The organism is Desulfomicrobium apsheronum, assembly GCF_900114115.1.
GTDB lineage: Bacteria > Desulfobacterota > Desulfovibrionia > Desulfovibrionales > Desulfomicrobiaceae > Desulfomicrobium > Desulfomicrobium apsheronum.
Window position 1 is genome coordinate 82434 of the sequence record NZ_FORX01000011.1, and the last position, 17382, is coordinate 99815.

14 protein-coding genes and 1 pseudogene are annotated in these 17382 nt (G+C 38.0%); all 15 read left to right on the forward strand.

The window, feature by feature from the left end; genetic code table 11:
* Nucleotides 1–122: 122 nt before the first annotated feature.
* Nucleotides 123–1361, forward strand: a complete 1239-nt coding sequence (locus tag BMZ40_RS11455; protein WP_177193132.1) for a lipopolysaccharide biosynthesis protein — start codon at nucleotides 123–125, stop codon at nucleotides 1359–1361.
* 5 nt (nucleotides 1362–1366) lie between these two features.
* On the forward strand, nucleotides 1367–2338 hold the full coding sequence (locus BMZ40_RS11460; protein WP_092375647.1) for an ATP-grasp fold amidoligase family protein: 972 nt from the start codon (nucleotides 1367–1369) through the stop codon (nucleotides 2336–2338).
* The gene (murB, locus tag BMZ40_RS11465; protein ID WP_281243788.1) at nucleotides 2319–3212 is read left to right on the forward strand and encodes a UDP-N-acetylmuramate dehydrogenase; all 894 of its coding nucleotides are present in this window, start codon (nucleotides 2319–2321) and stop codon (nucleotides 3210–3212) included. Before BMZ40_RS11460 ends, murB begins: the two co-directional genes overlap by 20 nt.
* A 16-nt stretch (nucleotides 3213–3228) precedes the next feature.
* Nucleotides 3229–4524 (forward strand): UDP-N-acetylglucosamine 1-carboxyvinyltransferase, encoded by a 1296-nt coding sequence (locus tag BMZ40_RS11470; RefSeq protein WP_092375653.1) that lies wholly within the window; start codon nucleotides 3229–3231, stop codon nucleotides 4522–4524.
* Nucleotides 4525–4711: 187 nt separating this feature from the next.
* Nucleotides 4712–5793: pseudogene (locus BMZ40_RS11475) on the forward strand (IS3 family transposase).
* Nucleotides 5794–5914: 121 nt separating this feature from the next.
* Entirely contained in the window at nucleotides 5915–7162 is a 1248-nt protein-coding gene (locus BMZ40_RS19230; protein WP_143075612.1) for a glycosyltransferase, read from the forward strand.
* Between the two features lie 187 nt (nucleotides 7163–7349).
* The gene (locus BMZ40_RS19600; protein ID WP_092375656.1) at nucleotides 7350–8015 is read left to right on the forward strand and encodes a transposase; all 666 of its coding nucleotides are present in this window, start codon (nucleotides 7350–7352) and stop codon (nucleotides 8013–8015) included.
* A 172-nt stretch (nucleotides 8016–8187) separates the two neighbouring features.
* Nucleotides 8188–9378, forward strand: coding sequence for a hypothetical protein (locus tag BMZ40_RS11485; RefSeq protein WP_092375659.1), 1191 nt, complete (start codon nucleotides 8188–8190; stop codon nucleotides 9376–9378).
* Nucleotides 9379–9450: 72 nt separating this feature from the next.
* On the forward strand, nucleotides 9451–10638 hold the full coding sequence (locus tag BMZ40_RS11490; RefSeq protein ID WP_281243789.1) for a glycosyltransferase family 4 protein: 1188 nt from the start codon (nucleotides 9451–9453) through the stop codon (nucleotides 10636–10638).
* A 21-nt stretch (nucleotides 10639–10659) separates the two neighbouring features.
* On the forward strand, nucleotides 10660–11700 hold the full coding sequence (locus BMZ40_RS11495) for a radical SAM protein (protein WP_092375665.1): 1041 nt from the start codon (nucleotides 10660–10662) through the stop codon (nucleotides 11698–11700).
* Nucleotides 11701–12705: 1005 nt separating this feature from the next.
* Complete coding sequence (locus BMZ40_RS11505) at nucleotides 12706–13842, forward strand: glycosyltransferase family 4 protein (RefSeq protein ID WP_092375670.1); 1137 nt, start codon at nucleotides 12706–12708, stop codon at nucleotides 13840–13842.
* Nucleotides 13843–13919: 77 nt separating this feature from the next.
* Entirely contained in the window at nucleotides 13920–14969 is a 1050-nt protein-coding gene (locus tag BMZ40_RS11510; RefSeq protein ID WP_092375673.1) for a hypothetical protein, read from the forward strand.
* 86 nt (nucleotides 14970–15055) lie between these two features.
* Complete coding sequence (locus BMZ40_RS19235; protein WP_143075614.1) at nucleotides 15056–15508, forward strand: DUF6680 family protein; 453 nt, start codon at nucleotides 15056–15058, stop codon at nucleotides 15506–15508.
* 144 nt (nucleotides 15509–15652) lie between these two features.
* A complete protein-coding gene (locus tag BMZ40_RS11515; RefSeq protein WP_092375676.1) occupies nucleotides 15653–16660 on the forward strand; it encodes a transposase in 1008 nt (335 codons plus the stop codon).
* A gap of 405 nt (nucleotides 16661–17065) precedes the next feature.
* The gene (locus tag BMZ40_RS11520) at nucleotides 17066–17281 is read left to right on the forward strand and encodes a hypothetical protein (protein WP_092375679.1); all 216 of its coding nucleotides are present in this window, start codon (nucleotides 17066–17068) and stop codon (nucleotides 17279–17281) included.
* Nucleotides 17282–17382 lie beyond the last annotated feature (101 nt).

Consider the following 17382-nt stretch of genomic DNA (forward strand, 5'->3'; position numbering starts at 1 on the left):
TATGAGTTTTGACTAAGCAAATATTATAAAATTGAAGTTAAATGATGTTACTAAATAATTTTAATCTATTTATAAAAAAAAAATGGAATAGCAATAGCAATTCTGGATCTATATTTCGCAATATGATAATGTTAGCTTCAGGAACTGCAGGAGCTAATATAATTTCTATAGGTATAATGCCCATTATTACAAGAATTTATACGCCTGAAGATTTTGGAGTTTTATCAATATTTATAACTTTGTCATCAATTTTAGTTCCATTTAGTACGTTTTTATATACAATGGCTATTCCACTTCCAAAAAAAGATAGAACTGCTTTTAATATATTAGTTTTTTGTACAATTCTTACACTGCTTATGCCATTAATGATAACTTTATTATGTATAATATTAATTTTTTACATTTCAGAATATGATAATTTACAGTATTTACATGATTATTGGTGGTTAATCCCTTTTTTTGTTACTGGAGGAAGCCTTTACGAAATTTTAAGTAATTGGGCTATCAGAAAAAATGCATTTAGGCATTTAGCTGGAACAAAGTTATGGCAAGCGACTATAGCAGCTGTTATCAAAGTTTTTTTGGGTTTTTTGGGACTAAATACTCTTGGTTTACTTATAGGCCAAATATTTTCCCAAGCTGGGGGGGTGCTCACACTATTTAAAGTATTTTTTCAAGATTTTAAAACATATTGGAAGCATGTTTCGGTAGATCGTATAAAGTTCTTGCTTTTACATTACGCTGATTATCCTAAGTATCGTCTTCCATCGCAGTTTATTATGTTGATTAATGCAAAGTCTCCTGTATTGTTTTGGGCTTGGAATTTTGGTCCCGAGTCTACTGGACAATTTAGTTTGTCAATGATGATTTTGTTGCTGCCGTTAACATTGATTAGTCAAAGTACCAGTCAAGCATATTATGCAGAAATTGCTAAAATAAAAAATAAAAATAATGAATTAATAACACTAATAACTAAAAGCATAACTAAAAAATTATTTATAATTTCTATTATACCTTTTATTATAATTTTTTGTTGTGGCTCATGGATTTTTGAAATTTTTTTTGGAAAAGATTGGATATTAGCAGGAGTTTATTCAAGCATATTATCAATAAATCTTTTAACAATGTTTATTATTAACCCTATAATCAATGTTTTAAATATAATTAACAATCAAAAATACTATTTAAAAATTAATATTATGCGTTTTTTCTGGATGCTATTAGTTTTTTTAATTTCATATATTTCTGACGCTAATGATTGCATAACATTAGGAATCTATAGTTTTGCGATGTCTTTTCATAGGATATATGTATATATTAAAATTATGCACATTATCAATTCATATTCATTTTCTAGGTAACATACATGCTAAAAAAAATACTTAAACATGCTTCTCAAGGTACTCTTCTTAAATCTGTAGTCGCGTACTTGATTATCAAGACGGATGAAGTTCTATTTGTTAATAATGTTTCTTTTGAAATTTATTATGATATTCAAAAAAAATTTAATTTTCCAATACAAAAATTACAGTTTTATAATGCTAATAGATATTTTCCTGATTTGAAAAATCCAAAATCTTTTAACGAAAAGTGTTGTTATTCTAAATTACTATGTAAAAATGATTTACTTGTTACTATCACAGATAAGCATGAAGTGAGAGACTATGTGTTAGAAAAAATTAAAGAAAATATATTGATTCCACAAATATGTGTAGCAAAAAATTTTGATGATATAAATTTTGATATTTTGCCACAAAGGTTTGTACTAAAAACTAACTTTTCTTCAGGGCAGAACATAATAGTAAAAAATAAAAACATATTAAATATTGAAAAAACAAAAAAAATTGTTAATAAATGGATGAAAAATAGATATAGGGTTCAAGAGTTAATCTGGTTTCCGCAATGTATTGATAGAAAGATAATTATAGAAGAGTTTATATGTGATGAAAGTGGTGATATTCCAGTTGACTATAAGTTTTATGTTTTTAATGGGGTTGTTAGGTTTATAAATGTTATATCTGATCGTTTTAAAATTAAGAAAATGTCATTTTACGATCGTAATTGGAATTTTTTGACATTAAATAAAAACAATATTCAGTCTGATAGTAGTATGGAAAAACCTATTTTATTAGGGAAAATGATACACATAGCTGAAAAATTAGGAAAAGATTTTAATTTTATTCGTGTAGATTTGTATAACGTTAATAGTAAAATTTATTTTGGTGAATTAACGCCATATCCAGGTGATGGTAGGTCTAAGTTTGATCCAATTTTTTATGATTATGAATTTGGAAAATACTGGGATATAAATTTATCTCATAAAATGGAAAAATTATAAATCTAATGCAAAAAAAAAAAATTTATATAATTTAACAACATTGAATATTGGTGGTGTAGCAAATTATTTTAAATTATGCACATCTGTGTATGATTTAAGAATTGCTATATCGTGGTCTAACAAAATGAAAATTCCTTGGTTTATAATAGGGAATGGTTCTAATATTTTGTTCTCAGATGATGGCTTTCACGGTTTAGTCATCAAACTTGTTGGTAACTTTATGAGGGTTAATATAAACAATAACTCTATAATAGCAGGTTCAGGTGTGCTTTTGCCAAGTTTAAGTAGGCACTGTCTCGCCAATTGTTGGAGTGGGTTTGAATTTATGTGCGGGATACCTGGGACGATTGGTGGCGCGGTACGCATGAATGCTGGAACTAAGCAAGGCGAAATCAAAGATCACTTTGTTTCGGCTACGGTCTTAACCCATGATGGGGCGATCAAAAACTTAAGCAAAGAAGATATGCAATTTTCTTATCGTCATTCAATACTTGCAAAAACTCGAGATATTCTTCTTTCGGCTACTTTCGCAAAACATAAAGTGGCACCGAAAGAAGATATTCAAAAGACTATAAAGGAAATCATTGCATCAAGAAGACAGAAGCAACCCCGGATCAAGAGAAATTGTGGATCTGTTTTTAAAAGCCCTCCGGGAAACAAGCCAGCCGGTTGGTATATTGAACAGGTGGGTCTCAAAGGGTTCCGTGTCGGTGATGCTATGATTTCATATGAACATGCTAACTGGATCGTGAATCTTGGAAATGCTAAAGCATATGATGTGAAGTCAATTATTTCTTATGTCGAATATATAGTATTACAGAAATTTAATGTGTGTTTAGAGCGTGAAGTTTTATATATTCCTGAAGATTTATAAATTAAAAGGGTTTAAAATGAATGAAGCAAATTTTAAAAAAAAATTAATGTTGAAAATTCAAGGTGGTCAAGCACCTAATGGTACTGTCAAGGTTAGTGGCGCTAAAAACGCTGCAACTAAATTGATGGCAGCTGCTATGCTTACTAGTGACATTGTAACTCTTTATAATTTTCCTACTGAACTAATTGATGTTAGATATAAAGCTGATTTTATGAGTAAGATTGGAGTAAATTTGTCTTTTGACGATATTTCGTCTGTTGTCACTATTAATTCAAATAATATATGTATTCCAAATTTAGATAATTACGAATATCCTATACGTACGACATATCTTTTAGTTGCTGCCCAATTAAATAAAAACGGATTGGCTAGGATTCCGTATCCTGGTGGGTGTCGTATAGGTGATCGTAAGTATGATTTGCATGTGATGATTTGGGAGAAAATGGGTTGCAAAGTATCAGAAAAAAACGATTATATTGAAATAAATGGTCAATTAAAACCAGCGGAAATATGTTTTCCGATGGCTACGATCGGAGGAACAGAGAATGCTTTGATTTGTGCTGCAGGTATAGATGGAACTACATTTATACGAAATGCGTACGTATCCCCCGAAGTATATTGTTTAATCGAATTCTTGCGAAGTATTGGAGCGGATATTAGCACTGCAGGAAATAGTTTTATAAGTGTTACAGGGTGTAAAAAACTTAGAGGGTCTTCATTTAAAATTATTCCAGATCGGATTGAAGCCCTGACTTGGATTATTTTTGGAGTTCTTTCGCAAGGTAAAATTATTGTTGAAAATGTTCCATTTGACATTATGGAAGCTCCTTTGCTGCATCTTAAAGAAGCTGGTATAGATATTTTTCAAAATTCAACAGATGTGTATGTTAATAATAATTGTTTAAAAAACAAAAAAATCCAGCCATTTGAAATTGCTTGTGGGACATACCCTGGTGTGATTTCTGATATGCAACCTTTTTATACTATTTTAGGATTAAAAGCCCATGGAATTAGTCGTATTTATGATTACAGATACCCTGATAGAACTTCATATTTATCAGAACTAGAGAAATTTTGTCCCGATGCATTAAAATGGGAATCTGGAAAAATTACGATAAATGGTCCAAGTAAGTTTATTCCTGCAAATGCTGTTTCGACAGATTTAAGAGGGAGTATGAGTTTAGTCATGGCTGCGCTTCTCGCAGATGGTAATTCAACGATTATAGATGTAGAATTAGCACTTCGCGGTTACAACAGGCTTCTTGAAAAGTTACAAGGACTGGAATTGAGATGCAAAATTGATTATTGTTGATCATATATAGTTAAACTAATTTTTTCGTGGTTTTTGTTCGTAAATCAAGACAGAAGTGGCCTCGGAAATTTGCACAAGCCTTTAGGTGGAAACTCTGCTAGTCCCGCCCCCTCAAACGCAAATGATTAGGGAGCTGAGAATGACGAAGTAGACGAGACGGAAGCATTCAGCCGAGTTCAAGGCCAAGGTGGCCCTGGACGCAATGGCCGGCGACAATACCCTTGCCGAACTTGCGCATCGGTTTGAGGTGCATCCGAACCAGATCACAGAATGGAAACGGCAACTCAGCGAGCGGGCTGCCGATGTCTTCGGCAAACCATCCGTCAGCGAACCAGAGGTTGATCTGAAGATTCTCCACGCCAAGATCGGTCAACTGACGCTGGAGAACGATTTTTTAGAAAGCGCACTCAGCAATGTGGGATTGCTGAGCGCAAAGCGATGATCGACCGCGAACACAAAGTATCAATCACGAGACAGGCCGAACTGGTCGGAATAAGCCGCGGCAGCGTCTATTACCAGCCCCGGACGGTGAGTTCCGCCGATCTGGCACTCATGCGCCGCATTGACGAGTTGCATTTTGAGTTCCCGTTCATGGGCGCCCGAGCGCTCCGGGACCAATTGGTTCGAGCCGGATTCCGCATAGGCCGCAAGCATGTCGGCTCGTTGATGACGCGCATGGGGATAGCCGCGCTGTACCGCAAGCCCGGCACCAGCAAGAAGCATCCTGGGCACAAGGTATGCCCCTATTTGCTTCGGGGTCTGCTCATTGAAAGAAGCAACCATGTGTGGGCCCTGGACACGACCTACATTCCGATGGCCAAGGTTTTTGTATACCTGACCGCGGTTGTGGATTGGGCCAGCCGCAAAGTTCTGGCGTCGAAGGTCGCGATCACGCTGGAGGTGTGCCATGCCGTCGATGAACTCCAGGATGCTTTCAACCGTTATGGCACGCCGGAAATCGTAAACACGGATCAAGGCAGTCAGGTTACGGCTGTCGAGTTCGTAACAGTCGTCCGGGATCGCGGTTGAAGACTGAGCATGGACGGTCGTGGGGCCTGGCGAGATAACGTGGTTGTCGAGCGCCTCTGGAAGACAGTGAAGTATGAGCGGGCCTATCTCCACTCCTACGACACGGTGAGCGATGCCCGGCGGTCGATCATGGAATATATGGATTGGTACAACAAGGAGCGGCCACATTCACGGTTGGGCAGAAAAACCCCTGACGAGGTTTATGCCGAACGGATGCCACAGGTAAAAATGGCGATGTAAGAAAGGCTGAGATTTCACCTAAAAATTAGGCGAATCTGTTCAAACAAACTGATCCACTTCTAATCTCGATAGATTTCTGTTTCTACAATTTCATTAGTAATTTCAAAAGCCGAGTTAATTTATGAAAATCTGTTTTATTTTGGGAGAAATTGGCTACGGTGGTCATGCAAGATCTGCAATTTCAATAGCTATTGCTCTAATAAATAAAGGTCATGACGTTTTTTTTGTCGGAGGTAATAGCGGAGGAGAATTTTTATTAAAAGATAATGGTTTAAAATATAATATTTTCGATACAGGTTATAAAAAAAATTATATAGTTAAATTTGGTTTAAAATATAAAATACATAAAATACTTTATAAATTGAATCCAGATATAATACATGCATTTGATTTTTCAGGACTTTATCTGTCTGAGAGTTACGCGCGAAAATACGGAAAAAAAATATTATATACAATTTGTGGTGGGCCTGTGCCCCAAAAATTTATACCTTCGATGAAACCTATAATAGTTTTTAGCAAAGAATTATATGAAGGAATATATTCGTTGCATGAAGTTGATAAAGAAAAACTACTGATCAATGCTCAAAGAATATCCTTTGATGCGCTTCAAAATAGTAAATTCGATATTTATAAATGGTCTGAAAAAGATAAAATAAATTTTAACATCCCAATAGTTTTGTGCATTAGTCGTATAGCGAACTTGAAAATAAATTCTTTAAAAGAAGTTATTAATTGTATTGATATCGTGCTATTGTCAAAAAAAGTAAATTTGTTGATTATAGGAAGTATTGATGATTCTCATGCCTTTGCAGTTATAAATGAATTAGCTAAAAAAGTGAATGAAAAACACAAATTTAATTATGTAACAGTGACTAATATCGGCTCTGAGTACGCTTCAAAATTTTTAAGTATAGCAGATATTTTAGTTGGAGTAGGAAGGTCTGCGTTTGAAGGTATGTTTTTAGGAGTTCCGACACTCGTTTTAGGTGAATATGGATTTTCTAGTGTTGCAAAGAGCGCAACATTTGATCGTTTAATGGCATATAACTTTTCAGGGAGAGATGTTCTTAATCGTAAGAAAATTGAAATTAATCATATGGCTATAGAATTATTGCATATTTTGAATGATAATGAATATAAAAATCGTATTTCTGAAGAATCAAAAACATGGGTTCGAGATAATTTAGATGTAAATAAAGGATGTGAATTTTACGAAAGTATATATAATAAAGATTTTCCATACTTTGAAGTGCCAAAACGATTAATTTTTTTTAAATATTGTATATATTCTTTTTTTAGACAAATATATAAAGAGATTGCTCCATATAGTATTCAGAATAAAATTAATTATTTTAGATTTAACAAATAAAAAAAATAAGTTGTTTAATTAATAATTAGGTCTTTCCGTAGTTCAGGTGCTTGTACCCTTGGCTGAACCACGGTCTCGCTTCACATTGCTTGTGGAGCGCTGGATCATAGATGTGCTCACGGAGTGCGAGGCAGTGGATGGCTCTCGGCGTTTGCTGAGACTCACATTGGATGATGTTTGGGGAGTAATGGAGTGGGTTGTACGACGAGGCCTTTCACGCAAAGGGCCCTTCCGATTCACTATCTTGGAAAGGACGAGAAGGCATTCCGCAAGGGCACTCCTAGATGACCATCGTCTGCGATCTTATGCGCAGCACGGTCGAGCATGTTTTCGTAGAGCGGAAGAAGAGCAGCCTAGAGGAATATTACCGCAGGCTCTCTCCAGGCCAAATGGATGCCTCCGAGCAATCGCAATGGATATGTGGGGGCCATATTTCACGGCGACCATGGCGCATGTGTCGGATGCCGGAGCCAAAATCGTCCACGACAGATTTCATGTCATGAAACACGTGAACGAAACCGTGGATAAAGTGCGCAAGCAAGAACATAAGGCCCTGATGGCTCAGGGCGACGAAACCCTCAAAGGGACTAAGTACCTTTGGCTGTTTCGGGCCGAGAACTTGCCTGCCAAGCATCAGTCGACATTCGACGCCCTCAAGACCAGCACTCTCAAGATTGCCAAAGCGTGGGCCATGAAAGAGAACTTGCAGTCATTGTGGGGCTATATGTCTCCTGGATGGGGACGTACATTCTTCAAGCGTTGGATAAAATGGATTGATCGTTGCGGATTGGAAGCTATGAAGCAGGTGGAACAGTTACTTTCGGGGCATCTTGAAAATATCCCGACTTTCTGACGGCACTAACTTGGGGACGTTTACATCTGCCTGCACTGATATAATTTTCTAAAGTTCATCAGTGTAGTGTTTTTTTTAGACTTTTAATCATGGATACGTTTGAATTTTTAGTAATCTCAAGTTATTTTTGTGCTTACAATCTAATATAATGATAAATTAAAGGTATTTTACAATGCATGATAAAGTCACTTGTGGCGAGTGGCATATTTTTTTTATGTCATTTTTAGTGTACTATATTTTCATTTTTATCGCATTTTTTACAAATATTTCAGTATTTAATGTTTTAGGCGCTATTTTATTTTTATTTATTTATTTAGTTTTGAATTTTAATTTTATGTTTAGTCTTAAAATAGACAAAACAATAATAATTTGCTTTTGTATTTTTTTTAATTGTATTTTTGCTTTTTTTTATAATTTTGATAAAATTCAATTTTTATATGTAATTAAGTTCTTTTATATTTTTTTTGTATATATTTTTGTTTTATCAAGTAACATTGTGCCAATCAATAAAAGTATTATTAAATATAAGTTTAGCGCATTGTTTATAATTTTTTTTATAGTTTCATTTTTATTTGGTAATATTGTTCAAGATGGATCTATAAGTCGAATTTCTGGAGTAATGGCTAATCCAAATAACTTATCCTTAATGGCTTTTGTTTTGATTTTTTTGATAAATGATGAAAAAGATAGTTTTCTTTTTAAACTAATTAATTACTTTGTATTTGTAGTTATTATATTGTTTGCATCTACATCTGGAGCAATAATTGCAATTATTATTGGCTTAATGTTTAAATATAAAAATAAATTTAAAGAGATTATGACAGCTTTGTCTTTATTGGCTTTTATTGGATTTTTTTTAATAAATTATATGCCTTCTTTGTTTAGAATAAAAAAACAATTTTCCGCTATACTGTCAGTTGATTTAGTAAATATAATTACCGGTAATATTCAATATGGTCGTCTTTTATCGATTTATGGTGCAGAATCACTTTCTGCTTTATGGAGGATCGCACATTGGTTTAAAGGCATGTCGATTTTTTTTAGCGGTTCTTTTTTTGAAATTTTGTTTGGTTTTGGTATAGGATCTACATCCATTCTGATGGGGACTTTACCCCATAATGACTTCCTCCGAATTTTGATAGACCAGGGCATAGTTGGTTTTTGTCTTTTTATTTATTTTATAATGCTAGTTTATTCGCGTACTCCACATGAATATAGATATATTTTTATTTCGCTTTGTGTATTTTTCTTTACTGAAAACAATATAGACAACTTGTTTTTTATGACAATTTTTATGTTTTTTTGTGGATCGATTCAAATTAAATTCTCTAATTTTAAAATTGGGCAAATTTATAATTTTTAATCTATATGTGTTTTTTTAAAAATTTAGTATCTATAAATTATGAAAATAGCTATTTGTAACAACTTTTTTTACATGCGTGGTGGTTCTGAGCGTGTAATGCTTGATGAATCTGAATGTCTTACGGAGATTGAACATGAAGTTGTACATTTCTCTAGGCAAAATTCAAATAATTATGCAAGCTCTTACTCTCATTTTTTTCCTTCAAATATTAATTATAGCGATCTTAACGTTTTTAAAAAAATTCAATCTGCTATTAATATAGTATATTCAAGACAATCTAAAAATTATTTTAATTCGTTTGTTAATATCACAAAGCCAAATATAATTCATGGTCATAATATTTATTCAGGACTTACGTATTCAATTGTTGACGTAGCAAAAAAATATAATATTCCGTTTGTTTTAACATTACATGATCTTAAATTGGCATGTCCTTCATATCTAATGTTGAATAATGGCAAAGTTTGTGAGCGATGCTTGTCTGGTAATTACTGGAATTGTACTATTTATCAATGTCACAAAAAAAATACTATAGCTTCTTTTATTGTTACGATTGAAGCTTATTTCAACAAGCTTTTTAGAAAATACGAATGGATTGATTCTTTTATTTGTCCAAGTCGTTTTCTGATTGAGAAGGTTAGCTCGGCAGGTTTTTTGCGTGATAAGCTCGTATATCTTCCAAATGCTTTAAATCCCCAAGCATACGTCCCAAGTTATGGTGCTGGAGAGTATGCATTATTTGTTGGTCGTCTTTCTCATGAAAAAGGCCTCATAACTCTCCTCAAGGCTTTTCAAGACATTGCTATGCCACTAAAAATTGCAGGAACAGGGCCGCTTGACGAGCAAGCGCGATCCTTTGTTCGCGATAATAACTTATCACACATTGGGTTTGAAGGTTATTGTAGCGGAGATAATTTAAGCAACCTCTATAAAAATGCAGCTTTCATTGTTGTTCCTTCTGAATGTTATGAAAATGCACCCATGTGTATTCTTGAGTCTTTTGCTTACGGAAAGCCTGTTATCGGGGCAAATATTGGAGGCATTCCTGAGTTGGTGATAGACGGAGATACCGGTCTCTTGTTCGAATCTGGTTCGCATGAATCACTTAGATCGGCTGTTACTTCCCTTTGGGGTCAAACTGCTCGGATTGACAAGATGGGACATGCTGCAAGAAATAGAATTGAAAATGAATTTTCATCTGCAAGGCATGTTCAAAAATTAATTGATATTTATGAAAGTGCAATATTTAAAAAGCGTTAATTTTTAATATCCGGGGTCACTGTGGAAGCTTCCGTAATTGTATCCTATCGCTGTCCTATGCGTTGCAAAATGTGCAATATTTGGAGTAATCCATCTTCCAAAGATAGAGAATTCAGGCCTGAATTGCTTAACAAACTTCCGAGGGTAAATCTTGTAAATGTAACTGGTGGCGAACCTCTGGTTCGTGAAGATCTGCCGGAAATTATCAGAATCCTGTTCACCAAGACGGACCGTGTAGTCATATCCTCGAGCGGGTTTTACGAAGAGCGCATATTCAAGCTTGCTGAAACATTTCCCAACCTTGGCTTCCGAATCAGCATTGAAGGGCTTTCTCGAAAGAATGATGAGCTTCGCGGAATAGAAGGTGGATTTGATCGGGGGCTTCGTGTTCTTCTTGGTCTTAGGAAGATGGGCGTGAAGGATATCGGCTTTGGAATTACCGTATCCAATAACAACTCCAAGGACATGCTGTGGCTCTATGAGCTTGGTAAGAATTTGAAAATGGAGTTCGCGACAGCCTCTTTTCATAATTCATTTTATTTTCATAAAGATGACAATGTCGTTACAAATCTTGAAGAAGTCAGTGCAGATTTTGAAGATCTGGCTAATAGACTGATGCGTGAAAATCGCCCCAAATCATGGTTTAGAGCGTTGTTCAATATTGGTTTAATTAACTATATTCATGGAAATAGACGCATGTTGCCATGCGAGGCTGGTTCTGCCAATTTTTTTATTGATCCGTACGGCGAAGTGCTCCCATGTAATGGGATGGAAGAAAAATACTGGTTTCAAAGTATGGGTAATCTTCATGATGTAGATGATTTTATGGAGATATGGGATAGTGAACGAGCCAAAGAGGTCAGGGCTAAAGTTGCTAAGTGCCCCAAGAATTGTTGGATGATTGGGTCTGCGTCTCCAGTCATGAAAAAGTATGTAAAGAAGATCTTGCCCTGGGTGGTCAAGAACAAGCTTAAAGTGCTGGCAGGTGGTCGAGTCGATGGATCGTGTTGCCCCCATTTTGATGTTGGTCAAGATCCCGATCAAGGGCGATCAATTAGATAGTAGTGATGGTAGTTCACGGTTCTTGTATATTAAGTTATGATCATTCTGTATATAGATTTAGAAATATTGATAAGCAAGATAGAGGTATTTGTCGCCTTAAGAAAATTTGTTTTGTTGGAGTAAATGCTGTGATTCTTAAAAATGTAACAGTTGGAAAGAATCTATTGTTGCAGCTGTATCTGTTGTATTATCTAATGTTCCAGATAATTGCGTTGTCGTAGGAAATCCAGCCAAAATTATATCCACATTTCATGATAATGGTTTAAATTAATTTTTTCTGAGCAATCTAGATGTATTTGGATCTCTGAGGCAAATATGAGGATGATATAATCGATTTTGTTTTCACGTAGGAGTTTCGAAATTTTTCTGTCAAATGAGTCAATTAATTAAAATAATAGGGGACATCGGCTCTTGATTTTCTGTAAAGCTTTACTCTCTGCTTCATAGTCGAACGCAACCAGGATCGTGGCTTGATCCGTCGTTGCTTCTTCGGTCATCCGCCCTACATTTTCCTTCTCTCCATTCCAATACAGGCACGAATGCGCATTTCGCATGAGGGTCATGTTTCTCTGCGCGGTCATATTGATGCCAGACAGCATCTGCTAGTTTTAGTTCGCTCAGACTCGGCATATCGTCTTTCACTCAAGTAAAATTTACGCAATCCACCCCCCCGTCTCTATTCTCTACGTGCTTTCTATGTATTCATCAGAATTCACACCCATCCCTTTTTTAAGGTAAGATAATAAAATCAAATCATGTGATTGCATAGTTTGGTTTTGATGGCTTCTTATTAATTATATCTGATTCTTTTGATATGTTAATATAAATTTAAGTGTATCTAATGTGAGCAATTTTTATAAATGCGGATATTAAAATTTATTTATTAGTTCGCTTAATAAATTATTTAATAACGATTAAAAGTGCAAATTCATGTTTATGAAGATATTTTAAAAATATAATAAGCATTATGAATTTATAACTTATCATTAACATGGAGCTTATGCTTTGATTAATAATTCGAATAAGCTGAAGATTGCATTTTTAGTTGTCAAGAATATAGCCCGTGGAGGTGGAATTGAAAAATACACCTTGGAGTTGGGGAGGCGCTTGGTTGCTCGTGGGCATCAAGTGATGGTTTTCTCAATGGGACATTACGGCGAGGTTGCTCCTGAGTACGCTGGGATGCAGGTTGTAAAGGTCCCGTGCTTGAGGCATTCAACTATAGAAAAGCTCTCTTCATCGGCGTCTGCTGTATTTCAGCTTATCTTCAAGGGCGAGAAATTCGACATAATCCATTTGCACAGTGTGGCCGCCGGGGCATTTGCGCCCTTGATCCGCCTCGGTTCAATGGGAAGATGTATCTTGCAGATGCACGGCATAGAATGGCAGCGCACTCGCTGGAGTTCGTTTGGCAAGAACATGCTGAAGATGTTCGAATGGCTGTCCCTGAAGGGTGCCCATGCCAAAACGGCAGTATCCAAAACGCAATGCAATTTTTTTCAGGCCCAAAAAGGCATGGATATGCGTTATATCCCAACCGGGGCCGAGATTAAGGAACTTTTGCCTGCCAAAGAGATTCTCGAGATGGGCTTGGAGACGGGTAAGTATATCCTCTTTGCGTCTCGTTTAGTCCGCGAAAAAGGAGCTCATTATCTTATCCCTGCTTTTCAGCAACTCGATACCGATTTCAAGTTGGTCATCGCTGGAGACGCCAAAGGTGAAGAGGGGTACAAGCGCGAACTCCGAGATTTGGCTGGCAGTGACCCCCGCATCATCTTCCCCGGATTTGTCGAAGGCCAGGCGCTGGGTGAGTTGTTCAGTAATGCCGCCGTTTATGTCCAACCTTCTGAGATCGAGGGCCTTTCAATCGCTCTGCTTGAAGCCATGAGTTATGGGAACTGCTGCCTCGTCAGCGATATCCCCGAAAACAAAGAGGCAATCGGCGATGCTGGTTTCACTTTCCAAAATATGAATGTCATCGATCTTCGGGACCAACTAGCCACGCTGATGAGTACACCTGATCTGAGAGTCGCAGTCGGCAAGCAGGCCCGTGAAAGAGTTTTGAATTGCTATAATTGGGATAAAATAGTTGATGATTTTGAATGCTTTTATATTGAACAAGCAAAAGTCAAAACATATTAGCCTTTTTAAATATTATTTTTAGTGATGATCTACTGCTGTCTCAGTAATTTGATTTTTATTTTGACGTTGAAGGTGTAATGGCTACTGTCACTCAAATCCGTGGAGCGCTCCTTGAAGAGGCTGTTTTATTCCTCCTTAGCCGAGTTGGATATCGAATTGTATATTATCCAGCCGATTCAATAGATCCTTCCGATATAAAAAATGGACGTTCTGGCCTTGAGTTGGAGGGGCGAGGTACCTGGCATCAAATTGATGCAATTGCCGAGCAATACTATACGCCTGCTTTCATGTATCCTCTTCGGCTTCTCGTTGAGGCAAAGTTTTATGCCCACAGCCCTGTTGGTTTAAATGTAGTTCGTAACTCAGTTGGCGTACTCAAAGATATATCTGAGAATTGTTTTTCAAAACATCGATTCCGTGGAGCCCTCAGTACCGTTAGATTCAACTACCAATCTGCTGTCTTCGGCGTTTCTGGGTTTACCAAACCCGCCGTAGAATACGCCGTTGCGCATCAAATATTTTTGATCGAATACAAAAATATTCCTGTAATTCAACCATTAGTCGACGCCATTCGGGATTTCGATGAGGGATGCTTAACTATACAAGGTATAAATAGCATTTCTGAAGTTCGAAAAATTCTGAGAGAAGCACTTAATATGGGATATTACTCTGTTGATTTGCATCGGTTTCTGAAAATTAAAGGGATCGAAATTGTTGATAAAAGGGTTAGAAGAGCAGTTCACAATATCAGAGGGTCGTACTTCGGAATGTTGCAGGGGAGATGGCCTATGCATCTTCTCACATCCCAGCCTCTCGCGGAAGATGCATTTACTTCCGATATCGTTAAGTGTCGATTGATTGGCGAACGTAACGGACACTGGTGTTTCACACCCGTAGACGTAGATCAAAACGATCCGGGATGGTTTGAGTTGCAATTTTTCTTGCCAGTTGAGCTTGCAAAAATTGTTGGCCAGCACTGGGGTGACTCACAGATGGTTGCAAATACTAAAGAACAATATTTTTCATTTATAACAATTACAGGAAAAATCGGAAATACATGGAGAAGCGTACGCCTTGAGTTGGATCAAAATTGGTTGAGACGGTATATAGAACAGGTAGTCAACTAGTATATAGGGTCTTTGTAAAAAATTTTCGATTTGTTATAAATTTGTTATTAAGGCTAGAATTAATATTAGATGAACATGGTTTAGGGATGACGACAGCGCAAATTCTAATAACAATACTCTCTTCGTTAATTTCTGGAATGGTTGCTGTAATTGTTTCGACAGTTTTTTATGTTTTTCATGAGCTCCGTAAAGATAAGCTTGAAACACTGAGAAGATTTGTGGGCAATCGTTATGATATACGTGGTGATGAATTCTCACGTGCGCTCAATGAAGTATTTGTAGTATTCGAAAAGTCTCCAAAAGTGATCGCTGCTCTATCTGAATATCACAAAAAAATTATAACACGACAAAATTCAGAAGATGAGTTGATAAAGTTGTTTAAGGCGATGTGTAATGATGTTAATCTAGGATATAGTGATTTTAATGACTCATTCTTTCTGCCCCCATTTAATACTCGATCAAATTGCTCCATGTCTAAAAACTTTGTGAAATCTTCATGTAACAAAAATAATCAAGATGTTCTAAATTTCGATATTTAAAGAGGATTTATGGAGAATAATTATTTTAATACTATTTTTATAGCCAAAGGTATCGGTATAGTTCTTGTCGTAATTGGTCATTGGAAAAGGCAGGGGGTCAGGTCTCGTTTTGACTTATCTTGGCAAATCTTTTAGCCATTCTCCATGTCACGCCCCTTACGCATCGAGTACCCCGGCGCCTGGTATCACATCATGAACCGTGGCCGCAGGCGGGAGAATATCTTTCTGAATTCCTCGGACTACCAGGCATTTGTCGATCTGCTGGCTAACGTCTCGGACATGTTCAAGGCGCAGGTCGCCGCCTTCGCGCTGATGTCCAATCATTACCATCTGCTCTTGTGCACGCCTGAGGGCAACATCAACCGCATCATGCGCCACGTCGGCGGCGTGTACACTCAAGGCTTCAACCGTCGGCACGGGCATGACGGCCAGCTTTTCCGCGGGCGCTACAAGGCTATTCTGGTTGATGAGGAAGAGTATCTCTCGGGCCTTGTCCGCTACATCCACCACAACCCCCTCAAGGCCGGCTTGGTCGCGAACCTCGACGAACACGCCTGGACCAGCCATCACGCCTATCTTTCGGACAGCAGCATCTGGAACTGGATGCACCGTGCGCCAGTCCTGAAGCGTTTTTCCGATGACCTGGACGAGGCCCGCAAGGGGTATCTGCGGTTCATGGCCGAGGAGGACGACGAAAGGGTGGAGCAGGCGTTCTCGATGAGGAATCTGCCGTCCATTCTAGGCGGGCTGGACTTCGTGAAGAAGATCAAGGGACGGTTCTTCACGGAGAAGCGGCATCGCGAGGTTCCGACAGCCAGGGTGCTGGCGCCGTCGATTCAGGAAGTCACGGAGGTTGTGGCGGCGTATTACGGCGTGGACGAGGCGTCGCTGTTCCTGATGCGCCGGGGCGTGACCAACGAGCCCCGGGATCTGGCCATCCATCTGACACGCACGCTCTGCGGAACGCCCTTGCAGAAGATTGCCGACCGCTTTTCCATCGGCAGCTACAGTTCGGTCAGCACCGTCCTGACCAGGGTTGGCCGGCGCCTGGCCCGGGAACCGGAGTTCAGGACAAGGTTTGATGAGGTGCGGGGCGGGTTTGGGGCTGGGTCGGCTGGGTCTTTGAGACCAAGAGTAGACAGAAATAATTGATTTTTTCTTTCAAAAGGGCTGTTTTCGGGTCTTAGAGCGACTTTTTTCTTTCAAAATTCTTTTTTTATGGCTCAACTATATGAAATATAGCGATTAAACTTGTCACGCAGCCAGTCAGTATGCCGATTGGGCAAATCGGAGTGTTTGTACGTACTCGGTCGCTACGCCACGCGCGCGCATGTCTTTCATTCCGGCGAAATTTACGTAATCCACTCCTGCGCTTTTTTTCTCTATGTAATTTCTCCGCATTCACCGCAGTTCACGGCCATCCCGTCCCTAATGTAAGATCACAAATTCCTGTCACGCGGTCGCACAGTTTTGTCCGGAGACGATGCCGCTCTTGGGCAGGGCAGCGGCTTCCCTCGACACGTTTTCTTTTCCCATCAAAGGTAACGGGCCATTCCTATGAACACTGATCTCGCCAAGCATTTCCAAAACGCATTCCAGGAACGATTCGGCAACGATTTTGTCGACGTTCAACTGCGCGGCCTGCCGCATGAAATTCACGGCTCCGTCCGCATGAAAAACCTCTGCCCCGAAATGCAGCGTTTGGCGCAATCGATGGAGGCGGAGTTTGCTGAAATGGATATGGCGCTCACCCTAAATATCATCAAAGCCTAGGCGGCCGTTGAAAAATCCGTTCTGGACTGCGTTGCTCTCTCGATTTCCAAAGGCTCATGTAGACGGCTACACTTCACCTTTGAAAATCGGTTCGCGCCTTG

Coding starts and splice junctions, on each gene's coding strand:
- BMZ40_RS11520 (WP_092375679.1), top strand. CDS start 17,066: ATGAACACTGATCTCGCCAAGCATTTCCAAAACGCATTCCAGGAACGA.
- BMZ40_RS19600 (WP_092375656.1), top strand. CDS start 7,350: ATGGAGTGGGTTGTACGACGAGGCCTTTCACGCAAAGGGCCCTTCCGA.
- BMZ40_RS11460 (WP_092375647.1), top strand. CDS start 1,367: ATGCTAAAAAAAATACTTAAACATGCTTCTCAAGGTACTCTTCTTAAA.
- BMZ40_RS19235 (WP_143075614.1), top strand. CDS start 15,056: ATGACGACAGCGCAAATTCTAATAACAATACTCTCTTCGTTAATTTCT.
- BMZ40_RS11455 (WP_177193132.1), top strand. CDS start 123: ATGATAATGTTAGCTTCAGGAACTGCAGGAGCTAATATAATTTCTATA.
- BMZ40_RS11510 (WP_092375673.1), top strand. CDS start 13,920: ATGGCTACTGTCACTCAAATCCGTGGAGCGCTCCTTGAAGAGGCTGTT.
- BMZ40_RS19230 (WP_143075612.1), top strand. CDS start 5,915: ATGAAAATCTGTTTTATTTTGGGAGAAATTGGCTACGGTGGTCATGCA.
- BMZ40_RS11485 (WP_092375659.1), top strand. CDS start 8,188: ATGCATGATAAAGTCACTTGTGGCGAGTGGCATATTTTTTTTATGTCA.
- BMZ40_RS11470 (WP_092375653.1), top strand. CDS start 3,229: ATGAATGAAGCAAATTTTAAAAAAAAATTAATGTTGAAAATTCAAGGT.
- BMZ40_RS11515 (WP_092375676.1), top strand. CDS start 15,653: ATGTCACGCCCCTTACGCATCGAGTACCCCGGCGCCTGGTATCACATC.
- BMZ40_RS11490 (WP_281243789.1), top strand. CDS start 9,451: ATGCGTGGTGGTTCTGAGCGTGTAATGCTTGATGAATCTGAATGTCTT.